This is a genomic window from Brevibacterium rongguiense (assembly GCF_009857845.1).
Lineage (GTDB): Bacteria > Actinomycetota > Actinomycetes > Actinomycetales > Brevibacteriaceae > Brevibacterium > Brevibacterium rongguiense.
In genome coordinates this window covers 42273-54418 of record NZ_WWEQ01000016.1, presented here as the reverse complement: position 1 = coordinate 54418, position 12146 = coordinate 42273, and the positions used below count along the sequence as shown (strand labels likewise).

The 12146-nt window shown below is 75.3% G+C and carries 6 protein-coding genes; 3 read left to right on the top strand and 3 right to left on the bottom strand.

Annotated features, from left to right (window positions below):
* On the bottom strand, nt 1-1642 hold a 1642-nt coding region (locus GSY69_RS05545; protein ID WP_202410834.1), incomplete at its 3' end, for a DEAD/DEAH box helicase.
* A 69-nt stretch (nt 1643-1711) separates the two neighbouring features.
* Between GSY69_RS05545 and GSY69_RS05540 the strand changes: the two genes are divergently transcribed.
* A complete protein-coding gene (locus tag GSY69_RS05540; protein ID WP_160952880.1) occupies nt 1712-2335 on the top strand; it encodes a ferritin-like fold-containing protein in 624 nt (207 codons plus the stop codon).
* Between the two features lie 196 nt (nt 2336-2531).
* Here GSY69_RS05540 and GSY69_RS05535 read toward each other — a convergent pair whose 3' ends face one another.
* Nucleotides 2532-2762, bottom strand: coding sequence for a DUF3107 domain-containing protein (locus GSY69_RS05535; protein ID WP_160952879.1), 231 nt, complete (start codon nt 2760-2762; stop codon nt 2532-2534).
* 836 nt (nt 2763-3598) lie between these two features.
* Between GSY69_RS05535 and GSY69_RS05530 the strand changes: the two genes are divergently transcribed.
* Both GSY69_RS05530 and GSY69_RS05525 read left to right on the top strand, forming a co-directional pair.
* Complete coding sequence (locus GSY69_RS05530) at nt 3599-7099, top strand: UrvD/REP family ATP-dependent DNA helicase (protein ID WP_160952878.1); 3501 nt, start codon at nt 3599-3601, stop codon at nt 7097-7099.
* Nucleotides 7096-10473, top strand: coding sequence for an ATP-dependent helicase (locus GSY69_RS05525; RefSeq protein ID WP_160952877.1), 3378 nt, complete (start codon nt 7096-7098; stop codon nt 10471-10473). Before GSY69_RS05530 ends, GSY69_RS05525 begins: the two co-directional genes overlap by 4 nt.
* A gap of 82 nt (nt 10474-10555) precedes the next feature.
* Here the strand turns inward: GSY69_RS05525 and GSY69_RS05520 are convergent, their stop codons facing one another.
* Entirely contained in the window at nt 10556-12142 is a 1587-nt protein-coding gene (locus GSY69_RS05520) for a phosphotransferase (protein ID WP_160952876.1), read from the bottom strand.
* Nucleotides 12143-12146 lie beyond the last annotated feature (4 nt).

The window sequence follows — 12146 nt, the reverse complement described above, 5'->3', positions numbered from 1 at the left end:
CATCCCCGGTCCCCGCCTCGGCTCCCGCGCCGTGCTGCGCGCCCGCGGGAGCGGCGGAGTCCTGGGCGCCCTGGGCGTTCTGCGCCCCCTGGGCATTCTCGGAGCCGGAGCGCGTGCGCCGACGCGAGCGCGAGCGGCCCTCGGAGCGCGACTCGCTGCGGCCGTTCGAGCGCGACTCGCCGCGCGAGCGCTCGGAGCGACGGGCGGGCGCATCGTCGCCGGGCCGGTCCTCGACGACCTCGCCGGCGGCCGGGCGGCGGCGCTTGAGCCGGCCCTTCGTGCCCTGCGGGATGCCCAGCTGCTCGTAGAAGTGCGGGGAGGTCGAGTAGGTCTCCGCCGGCTCGTCGAAGTCGAGGCCGAGCGCCCGGTTGATGAGCTTCCAGCGCGGGATGTCGTCCCAGTCCACGAGCGTGACGGCGATGCCCGAGTGGCCGGCGCGGCCCGTCCGGCCGATCCGGTGGATGTAGGTCTTCTCGTCGTCCGGGCACTGGTAGTTCACGACGTGGGTGACATCGTCGATGTCGATGCCGCGGGCCGCCACGTCGGTGGCCACGAGCACATCGGACTTGCCCTCGCGGAAGGCCTTGAGGGCCTTCTCGCGCATGCCCTGGTTGAGGTCGCCGTGCAGCGGGCGCGCATCGAAGCCGCGGTCGGCGAGCTCCTCGGCGAGCTTGTCCGCCGTGCGCTTGGTGCGGGCGAAGATGATCGTGCGCCCGCGGCCCTCGGCCTGGAGCAGGCGCGCGACCATCTCCGCCTTGTCCATCGAGTGGGCCCGGTAGACGTGCTGGACGGTGTTGCGCGCCGTCTGCGAGTCGTCGCCCACCTCCTGCGAGCGGATGTGGGTGGGCCGGCTCATGTAGCGGCGGGCCATGGAGATGACCGCACCCGGCATCGTCGCAGAGAACAGCATCGTCTGCCGGCTGGCGGGCAGCGCGGCGATGATGCGCTCGACATCGGGCAGGAAGCCCAGGTCGAGCATCTCGTCTGCCTCGTCGAGGACGACGGTGCGCACGCGGTCCAGGCGCAGCACGCGGCGGCCGTAGAGGTCGAGCAGGCGGCCCGGGGTGCCGACGACCACGTCGACGCCGTCCTTGAGGGCCTTGATCTGCGGATCGAAGTCCTTGCCGCCGTAGATCGTCACGATCGACAGGCTGCGCTTCGTCGAGGCGGTGCGCAGGTCCTCGGCGACCTGGTTGGCGAGCTCGCGGGTGGGCGCGACGACGAGCGCCTGAGGGGCGCGCCCCTCGGCGGGCTCGGCGCCGTCTTCGTCGGGGGCGACGCAGCGCTGGAGCAGTGGGATGCCGAAGCCCAGGGTCTTGCCGGTGCCGGTCTTGGCCTGGCCGATGATGTCCGCACCGGTCAGCGCCACCGGGAGGGTGAGCGCCTGGATGGGGAACGGGTGGACGATGCCGTCCTCGGCCAGCGCCTCGACGATGGGCTCGGCGACGCCGAAGTCGGCGAACGTCTGCTCGGTGGGCTCCGAGCCGGGGCGGGCGGCGACGAGGTCGGCCTCGCCGAGCTCCGCCTCGGCGGCGGGCGCGGTCTCGCCTGTGGGCGCGGCATCGGCCACGAGCACGGCGGGCGGGGCGGACTGCTCGTCGGCCGGCTGCGCGGCGGTCGCCGCGTTGGGATCTGCTGACATGTTTCTTCACTCCTCACGGTGCTCCCGCGGGAGCACGCTGTCATCTCGCCGGCGGGATAGGGTGGGGCCATGCCCTCGCCCGATTCCTCCGACGCTTCGGTGACGACGCTTGCGATCCTGTCGTTGAGCGAGCTCTCCGCGTTCCACCGGATGGCCACGGATGCGCAGTACGCGCCCACCGTGCGCGATTCGATCGACCTGTCCCGGATCGCCGGGCGGTCGCTGGCGCACTTCGAGGCGCTCACGGACCGCATCGAGGATCTCGGTGGAGACCTGCCCCGCCTCCTGGCGGAGGCCGAGCCGTCGTTCACGGCGTTTCGCGAGCGGACGAAGCCCAAGGACTGGTACGAGAGCCTCATGAAGGGCTACGTCTACGACGGGATCATGAAGGACTTCAGCCGAGCGGCCCTGGGCGAGCTCGATGAGGCGAGCCACGAGGTCGCCGTCACCGCCTTGAATGATACACGGCAGGCCGACTACCTCCGCGAGCGCCTGGCCGCCGCCGTGGCCGGCGATCCGGTGCTGGCCTCGCGTCTGGCCCTGTGGGGCCGCAAGCTCGTGGCGGAGACGCTCCACCGGGTCCGCGAGCTCACCGAGCAGTTCCCGCGCGCGAGCGTCGATTCCGCGGAGCTCACGCAGCACGCGCTGTCCGAGCACTCGCGGCGGATGTCCGCCCTCGGCCTCGTCGCCTGAGCGCCGCCCGGCGCTCGGCCCTGCCGGCCGGCTGCGTGCTCAGCCCCGTTGGTAGGTCGGCCCCGTGCACGGCTGACCGGGCGGGAGCGGGCGCTGGGTTTGCCTGGCCGCAGCAGCACCGCAGCCGAGGCGCCCTCGCGTGGGCGCCTCGGCTGCGGTGCGCACGGGCTCGGCGGGCCCGGTGGGGGTGGCTCGCTCAGGCGATGCCGAAGCCCACGCGGGCCTGGTGCTCCGCGCCGGTCTCGACGTAGGCGAGCTGCTCGGCGGGGATGAGCACGCGGCGGCCCTTGGTCTTCGCGTCCTCGAGGGAGAGCACGCCCTCGGCCGCGAGGGCGGCGGACACGCGCTCGGCGAGCTCATCGGCGCTCAGGTCGCTTTCGACGACGACCTCGCGGTTGGACTGGCGGATGCCGATCTTGATCTCCATGCTGTTCTCCTCTTCTGCAGGTGGTGCGGGGCGGCGGGGCCGAATGCTGCCCGGGCCCGAGGCGCGGGCCGGGTGAGCACCGCGCGGCCCAGGTGAGCACCGCGGATCCGGCGCGGTGGCCGCGGCGAGTCCGCGCCGCGCCGCCGACGACCCCACTGTACGGCCGCCAGCGCTGCTCCCCGCCGGGTTTCGTCCACAGCGCAACACCGGGCGCGGCAGCGCAATTCCGGGAGCGCAGCGCAGCGGCGGGAGTAGGCCGCAACGCCGGGAGCACGGCGCAGTGCCGGGAGTAGAGCGGGACGCCGGGAGCACAGCGCAGTGCCGACAGCACAGTGCAGTGCCGGGAGCGCAGCACAGTGTCGGCAGCGGCAGGGCGAGCAGCGGTGGCGGCAGCGGGAGTGCGAGCGCCGGCAGCGCGAACACCGGGCACAGCGCAGCGCCGGAAGCACAGCGCAGCACCGGAAGCACAGCGCAGCGCAGCGCCGGGAACCTGACGACAGCAGTGCAGCACCGGGGCAGCGCAGCGCTGCCGGGCAACAGTGCCCGGCACCGGGACCGCTGGGCGCCCTGCCGGGACAGCGGTGCGCGCAGCCCGCGTCTTCCCGTGCCCCCTGCCTTGGACTTTTCCCGAGCCCGTGCCGGATACGCGGTGCCCGTGGCGCCTCCCGCCGACGCTGCCCGTTCTCACCCCGGCCCCGCACCGCCCGGGCCAGAGGGGTCCGCTGGGGGCGTCGGCCGTGCCGGATGGAGGGACGCACGGGTAGATATCACGGGTAGATATGGGGCCGCGCGGCCCGGCGCGGCGCCGTGTCCGTGGTGCGTGGTGGAATGGGCCCATGAGCACAGCAGAGCCCACCCCGCAGCCGCAGCCCGCGGCCGGCGGTGCACGCGAGGCGGCGGGGGAGTCCGCGAGCGGCACCGGCACCGGCGCCGGGCTCTCGGCGAGCCTCGAGGCAGTGCAGGCGGAGCTGGTGGAGGCGCTTGCGGCAGCGCAGGTCGTCCCGGTGGTGGGCGGGGCCGGCACGGGCAAGACCGCCCTGCTGCGCCGGCTGCACGCGGCGCTGGGCGCCCGCGGCGTGCGCCCCGAGGAGATCGCGGTGCTCACCCCCAGCCGCGAGGGAGCCGATGCGCTGCGCGACGAACTGGGCGCGGGTGCCGCCGGGCTCCGGCAGGGCCCCCCGGCGCGCAGCGTGCACTCGTTCGCGTTCGGGCTGGTCTCCGCGCACGCCCAGACCGCGTTCGGATCGCCCGTGTCGTTCGTCTCCGGCGCCGATCAGGACGCGCTGCTGGCCGAGCTGCTCGCCGGCTACGACGCCGGGCGGCAGGCCCCGCCCACGTGGACCGCGCGCTTGTCCCCGGAGCTGCGAGCGACCGCGGGCTTCCGCGACCACCTGCGCGAGGCCCTCAACGAGGTCATGGGCCGCGACTGGGCCCAGAGCGAGATCGCCGCGGCCGCCCAGCGGTTCGGGCGCGGCGAGTGGCTCGTCGTCGCCCAGGTGCTGCAGGACTACGCGGACCTCCTCGCGGTGCCGAACTTCGGCGGCGTCGACACCGCGGCAGTGTTCGTCGAGGCGGCGGCAGCGATCGCCGGCGAGGTGGCCGCCGGCACCGCCGCCGGGCAGCCGTGGAGCTTCTCCTCCGAGCCGGCGCCCCGCTACCTGCTCCTGGACGCGGCGCAGGACGTCCCCGACGCGGCGGTTCCCATGCTCGCCCGGCTGCGGGAACTGGGCACGCGCATCGTCGTCTTCGCCTCGCCGGACACGGCGAGCCAATCGTTCCGCGGGGCGCGCGGCGCCGTGCTGCGCTGGGCGCTCGAGGCGGGCGGCGGGCGGGGCCCGCTCGTGCTGCGCGAGCCCGCCCGCGGACGTGGGGAGATCCTGCGCTGCTATCGGGAGCTCGCTCGTACGGTCTCCGCCGCGCTGGCGCTGCGCCACGTCCCGGCCACCGCGGCCGAGGATCCCGCAGGGCCCTCCACCGTGCGCCTGCGCACCTTCGAGGGCGCTGCCGCGCAGACGCGGTCGCTGGCCGCACTGCTGCGCGGCTGGCACCACGACGAGGGCGTGCCGTGGGCCGACTGCGCGCTGCTCACGCGCACGGCGGGAACCGCCGCGGCGCTGGCCCAGCAGCTCGAATACCTCGGCATCCCCGTCGCCCACACCCAGTTGCCGTTCGGTGTGGACCGTGCCACCGCACCGCTGCTGCGCGCGCTCACCCTCGACCCGGGCGACCGCGCGGGGCTGGGGGCGCTGGCCCGCGAGCTGCTCACCGGGCCGTACGTGGGGCTGGACGCCATCGCCCTGCGCGGCCTCGAGCGCGAACTCGCCGGCGACCTCGGGCCCGCCGAGGGCGCCGGCCCCCCAGACCGTGCCGCGGACCTGGGGGAGACGCACGGCGACCCGGCGGAGCAGCCCAGCACCCCGAGGGAGGAAACTGAGGCACCGGGGGATGGAATGGAAGCCCCGGCGGCGGAACCCGGCGCCGCTGACGCGCCCGGCGCCGCCGACGCGCCCGGCGGACGCGACGGCTTCATCGACCGCGCGCTGCGGGAGCTGCCGAGTGATCGGCTGCCGGGCCCGCTGCGCACCGTGCACCGCATCCTCGACGCCGCGGTGGAGTCCGCCGCACTCGATCCGCACACCGCGCTGTGGCGGCTGTGGACCGCGGCGGGCGTCGCCGAGGACTGGCGCCGGCGGGCCCTCGCCAGCCCTACCAGCCCCCACAACGACCGCCTCGATGCCGTCGTGCGCCTCATGGCCCTCGCGGAGAAGCTCGCCGAGCGCGGCAACCTCGACGCCGCCGGTTTCGCCGAGCTCGTGGCCGATCAGCACTTCGCGCAGGACTCGCTCGCGCAGGGCGCCGACGGCGACATCGTCACCGTGGCCCCGCCCGCTGCGGTGGCGCACACGCAGTTCGAGCGCGTGTGCATCGTCGACCTCGAAGAGGGGACGTGGCCCAACCCGCGGGTCCGCGGCACCGTGTTCGACCTCGCGGGCCTCGCGAGCGCCATGGAGGGCACGCCCCCGCCCGGTCTCGACCCCGCCGAATACCGCCGGCGCCAGCGGGCCACGGTGGACGAGGAGGGGCGCCTCCTGCTGTGCGGCATCGGGCGGGCGCGCACCGAACTCGTGCTCGCCAGCATCGACGACGGCGAGCAGACCCCCGGCGTGTTCTTCCGCCTGTGCGAGGAGCTCTTCGGCCCCGCCGAGCACCGCGGGGCTCCCGGGGGCGCGGCCGGGGCGCCCGGTGCACCGGGCAACACGGGTGAAGATGACCTTCCCCTCAGCCTGCGCGGCGTGGCCGCCCACGCCCGCCGCCGGCTGCGCGAGGAGCACGCCCGCACCGCCGATGCGCAGGCCGGTGCCGCGGTCGGTGCGGACCCCGCCGGACAGGACTGGGCGCTGCTGCTGCGCGCCCTCGAGGCCGCCGGGGTCCCCGAAGCCCGCCCGGCCACGTGGCTGAACTGGCAGCGCATCAGCTCCACGGACCCCGTGCTCGGCGAGCACGACACCGTGCCGATCTCGCCCTCGCGCGTCGAGTCGTTCGCCGAGTGCCGGCTGCGTTGGTTCCTCACCGACAGCGGCGGGCAGGCGGGCCAAACCGCCGCGCAGTCCCTCGGCACGCTCATCCACGCGCTTGCCGAGCACCATCCGCACGGGGGCCTGAACGCCATGCGCCGCGAGTTCGAGGAGGCCTTCGCGCAGCTGCCCTACGCCTCTGCGTGGCAGCGCGAGGCCGATCGCGAGGCGGGCCTGGGGATGGTGACGAACCTCAACGACTTCCTCGTCTCCCGGCGCGGTGAGGGCTACGAGCTCCTCGGGGTCGAGGAGGAGGTCCTCGCCGCCACGGACGACCCGGAGCGCGCGGGCCCCTGGCGCATCCGCGGGCGGATCGACCGCCTCGAGCGCGATGCGCAGGGCCGGCTCCACGTCGTAGATTTCAAGACGGCCAAGGTCCCGGCAACCCAGGCGCAGATGGCCGAGCACGCGCAGCTCGGCACCTACCAGGCGGCGCTCGAAACTCCGGGTGCCACCCTCACCGGGGCCGATGGCAGCCGAAGCGCCGAGCAGCTCGGCGGCACGGCGGCGGGCGGTGCCGAGCTCGTCTACCCGCGCAAGGCGCACAAGAGCGGCGCCTCAGCGCCGAACCGGCGGATCCAGCCGCCCCTGGCCGAGGCGGACGATCCCGGCTGGGCGCTGCGGCTCATCGAGCGCACCGCGGAGGGCATGCGAAGCGCGGTGTTCCCTGCCACCCCCTCGACCACGGTCTGCCGCACCTGCCCCGTGCGCAGCTCCTGCCCCGCCATGGTCCCCGGTGCCGGAGAAGAGGAGGCGCCGTGAGCGCTGCGACTGCGGGAGCGGCCCCGGTCGCGCGGCTGAGCGCGCGAGAGGTCGCCCAGATCATGGGCTCACCGCCGCCCACCGCAGAACAGGAGGCGGTCATCGAGGCGGGACTCGGCCCCACCGTCGTCATCGCGGGCGCCGGGTCGGGCAAGACGACGGTGCTCGCCCAGCGCATCGTCTACCTCGTCGCCAATGGGCTCATCGAGCCGAGCGCCATCCTGGGCCTCACATTCACCCGCAAGGCGGTGGGGGAGCTCGGCCACCGCATCCGGCGCGGCCTCGCGGCGCTGCGCCACTGGCAGCGCCAGAGCGGCACGGCCGGCGCGCCGGGCCGCGCCCCTGCGCCGCGCCCGCTCGACGGCCTCGATGTGCCCAGCGTTCAGACGTACAACGCCTACGCCGCCGGGCTCGTGCGCGACTACGGCATGGCCATCGGCGTCGAACCGGACACGGTCCTGCTCGACGACGCCTCCGCCACCCTGCTCGCCGGCCGCATCGTCGACGCGGCGGGACCAGCCGAGGTGCCCGCGGGCAGGGCCCGCAGCACGATCGTCACCGCCGTGCTCGAACTCGCAGGGCAGATCGACGAGCACCTGAGCACCCCCGCCCGAGTCGTCGAGCACATCGACGCAAGCCTCGCCGCGCTGCTCAATCCGGACTACCTCGCGGCCCTCGACGCGACGATCGGCAGGAAGAAGATGCCGACCGAGGACAAGGCCGAGCTGCGCGCGCGGCTCGCGGGCATCATCGGCGCGACGGGCGGGGCGCCGCCGAAGCTGTGGTCGGCGGCGACCCGCGCCGAGCTCGTGGACTTCATCTGCGCAAACGACCTGTCGAGCGACGTCGCCGCCCTCGAGGCCAAGCGCCGCCTCGCGGGCCTCGTCGAGCGCTTCCGCAGCCTCAAGCGCGCCCGCCACGCCATGCAGTTCTCCGACCAGGTTGCGTTCGCCCACCGCATCATGGCCGAGGACGCCCAGGCGCTCGAGATCGAGCGCTCGCGCTGGCAGCTCATCCTCCTCGACGAATACCAGGACACCTCGGACAGCCAGGCGAAGCTCCTGCAGCTCATGTTCGCGGGCCTGCCGGTCATGGCGGTGGGCGATCCGCGGCAGTCGATCTACGCCTGGCGCGGAGCCAGCGCCGGCAACATCGGGCAGTTCCCGCTCGACTTCCCCGGCCCGGACGGCGGGCCCGGGCGCACGCTGGGCCTGACGACGAGCTGGCGCAACAGCCGGCGGGTGCTAGCGGTGGCCAACCGCATCGCCGCGCAGCTGCCGGACATCGACCCCGCCGCCCAGCTGACCGCCGCGCCCACGGCACAGGACGGCGATGTGGCCCTCGCCGTGACGGTGGGCCACGCCGACGCCGACTACGGCACCGATCAGCTCGCCTCCCTCGCCACCTGGATGGCCGGCACCCACGGCACCCGCGCGGTCCTGTGCCGCAAGCGGGCGGACTTCGCCTCCGTCGCCGCGGCGCTCGAGCAGGCGGGCCTCGAAGTCATCATGGCCGGGAGCGCCGGAGGCCTCGACGATCCCTACGTGGCCGACGTCTTCGCCGCGCTCAACGTCGTCGTCGACCCGGGAGCCGGCGAGCACCTCATGCGCCTGCTCACCGGTGCCTCGTGCGCCCTCGGTGCGGCCGACGTCGCGGCGCTGGGCCGCCTGCGCCGGCTGCGCCAGCGGCGCCTCGAGGTCGCCCTCGGCGCGAGCGCGGACGATGTCGAGCCGATCGGGCTGGCCGAGTGCCTCGATGACCTGGCCGCGCAGCAGCCGGGCCCGCAGCTGAGCGACGACATCGCCGCGGCTGGCCTGAGCGGGGACGCCCGCGAGCGCGCCGGCCGGCTGGCCCGCAGCCTGCGCCGGCTGCGCGCGGCCCAGACGACGGTGACGGGGCTTGTGCGCGAGGCCGTGCGCGAGCTGCGCATCGACGCGGAGATCGAGGCGCTAGCGCCGGCGCGGGCGGCCGAGCACCGGGCCGCGATCGACGCCCTGCTGTCGACGGTGGCGGGCTACGTGGCCACCGACCCCGCGGTGCGGGCCGAAGACCTGCTCGCGTGGCTCGCCCTGGCCGAGGAGTCCGCGGCGCTCGCCGTGGCCGAGGCAGCCCTGCCCGACGGGTCCGATCCCGCCGACCGCAGCGTCGTCGTCATGACCGTCCACGCCTCGAAGGGCCTCGAGTTCGACGCGGTGGCGATTCCCAACCTCGTCGTGGGGGATCTGCCCAGCACACCCCGCGATGGGCGCGGCTGGCTCTCGCTGGGCCGGCTGCCCTACCCGCTGCGCGGCGACCGGGACAAGCTGCCCCGCTTCGACCTCACGGCGACCTCGTTCGCCTCGCAGAAGGAGCTCGCCGACTGGCTGAAGGGCACCCTCGGCCCCGCGCTCAGCGAGCAGAGCCTCGCGGAGGAGCGCCGCCTGGCCTACGTCGCGATCACCCGGGCCCGCACCCAGCTGTGGCTCGGCGCCGCGGCCCACTCGCCCCGGCGCACCAGGCGCAGCGAGTTCTCCCCGTTCCTCCTCGAGGCGATCGAGGCCCTCGGCGCCGAGGTGGAGCTGCCCGCCGAGGACGCGGAGGTGGAGGCCGGGGATGCCCCGCCGGTGCCCTGGCCCGTCGAGCCGCCGGCGGCGGAGCTCGCGCTGCGCACCGCGGTCCTGCGGCAGCTGGCCGCGACCCCCGCCGTCGCGCTCGACGCACTCGCGGACGGGCCCGCAGCCCCCTACGCCCGCCGCGCGCTCGACCTCCTGGCCGACCGGGCGCCCCGCGAGTTCCGCGGTGCGCTGCCCGAACGGCTCTCGACCACGAGCATCGTGGCGCTGCGCGCCGACCGCAGCGCGTTCCTCACCGACCTCGCCCGGCCCATGCCGCAGGGCCCGGCCCCGGCCGCCGCGCTCGGCACCGCGTTCCATGCCTGGGTCGAGCAGCGCTACGGGCAGGCCGCCCTCGAGGGCCTGGCCGACGAGGCGGAGCGGCGCCGGCTGCCGGCCGAGCTCGAGGACCGATTCGACCACCTGTGCCGGACATTCGAGGCCTCCGAGTTCGCCCAGCGCGAGCCGCTGGCGATCGAGCTGCCCTTCGAGCTCGATCTGGGCGGGGTCCACATCCCCGGCAAGATCGATGCCGTCTTCGACCGCGGCGAGGGCATCGAGGTCATCGACTGGAAGACCGGCGGCGTGCCCGACGACGAGCGGCTGGCCGCCATGACCGTCCAGCTGTCCGTCTATGCGCTGGCGGTGGAGAAGATGGACCGGTTCTCCGGCCGCGAGGTGGGAGGCGCGTTCTACTTCGTCGCCGACGACCGGCTTGTGCGTCCCGAGCGGCTCCTCGGCCCCACCGAGCTCGCCGAGCTGCTGCGCGGCAGCGGCCCCTGACGGGTCAGCGGCGGGCGAAGGCGGAGACGGGCGCGCCCGGTCAGGGGCGGGGCCGCCCGCTCGCGGGGAATCGTTCGCCCGGTCAGGGGCGCTCGACGGGCGCCGTGTCGTCGCCCGCTGCGAAGTCCTCGCCCAGCTCGGTGCGCTGGGTGTCCACGAGAGACGAACGGGTTCGCGCGTCGCCGGGGTCACCGGAGTCAGCGGAGTCAGTGGGCGAGCCGATGCGCTCGAGCTCGTCCGGGCCGGCGATCCTGCCCGTCTCCGCCTCGGCTGGGTCCTCGGGGATCCCGCCCCGCCCAGCCGTGCCCTGGGCTGCGGTGCCCTGAGGCGAGGCGCCCTGGGGTGACGTGCCCGGCGCCGCCGCGCCGTGCCCGGCGGCGTGTGAGCCCCCGGCCTCCTGCCGGCCCGCGCGAGCCGGGCGCACCGGCGCTGCCGGTCGGAACGCCGCGCGGTCGCGGTCGATGTCCTCGGTGACGTGGGAGGCCGCCGGTTCGGCGCCCGTCCGCGCCGGCGATTCACCGTGACCGTCTCGCCCGTCCTCCGCGCCGCGGCCGGTGCCGTCGATTCGACCGTCCGCGCCGGCCGCGGAAGCACCGGAAGCACTGGGCGCCCCGGCTGCGGCTGCGCCCGGGTCGTCCGCCGTGGACGGCTCCGCTGACGGATGCTCGTCCGACGTTCGCTCTGCTTCGGCAGCTTCGGCAGCTTCGGCAGCTTCGGCAGCTCCGGCAGCCCCGGCCCGCGCCGGCGCGCCGGAGGCGGCCGTGCCGCCGGTGAGCTCGGCGAGCTGCCACAGCAGGGCCACGGCCTCGGCCCGCGCCTCGGCGTCGCCGGCGTCCACCGCGGCGAGGAACCACTGGAGCACCGCGAACTCGCTCATGAAATCGATGCGCTCGGACAGCCCGGCGTCCTCGGCCGGGCGGGCCGCGGCATAGGCGGCGAGGAACGCATCGAAGTCATCGGGATCGAGCAGCCCGGAGACGGCGGCGAGATCGGCGGCCGGATCGCCCACCCGCAGGCGCGCCAGCTCGGAGACCGCGCTCAGCTCACCGTCCTGCGCGCGCAGCGCCTCGAGGCTGAGGTCCCCGTGGACGGGGGCGGGCAGGAACCGCCACAGGGAGACGGTCTCGAGCGCCTCCTCCCAGCGGCCCAGCAGCCCACCGGGCACCTCGCCCGTCTCGGCACCGCGATCGAGCTCGCCCAGCAGCGCCTCGCGGATCTCCTGCGACTCCTGCGCGACGAGGCCGGCATCGGCGACCCCGCCGGCGTCCGCGGAGTGCAGCGCCGCGAGGAAGCGGGCCAGGGAGGGGGCGAGCGCCGACTCCCGGAAGTCCAGCGTGGACACCGGCGCCCCCGGCAGCGGCTCGCTGACCTGCAGGACGACTTCCTCGTCCGGCACGAAGCCCCGGGGCATCGGCTGGCGGGCGAGGACCGTGGGGAATGCCACGGGGGAGTCGGGCAGGATGGCCCGCAGCACGGCGGCGGCCACCTGCTCGGCCGCGGCCTCGAGTGCCTGCGCTGGGCCCAGCAGGGCAGCGACGACGCTGCGCTGCCCGTCGCTGAGGAGGAGGCGGGGTCCCCGCGGATCGCTCAGCGGCGCGAAGCCGCTGGGCTCGAAGTCCTCGACGAGCTGGGCGCTGGCCGCTGCGATGCGAAGGGCGAGAGTATCCACACGC

Excerpts from the sequence above, each read along its gene's own strand:
- GSY69_RS05540 (WP_160952880.1), top strand. The coding sequence starts at position 1,712 with ATGCCCTCGCCCGATTCCTCCGACGCTTCGGTGACGACGCTTGCGATC.
- GSY69_RS05535 (WP_160952879.1), bottom strand. The coding sequence starts at position 2,762 with ATGGAGATCAAGATCGGCATCCGCCAGTCCAACCGCGAGGTCGTCGTC.
- GSY69_RS05530 (WP_160952878.1), top strand. The coding sequence starts at position 3,599 with ATGAGCACAGCAGAGCCCACCCCGCAGCCGCAGCCCGCGGCCGGCGGT.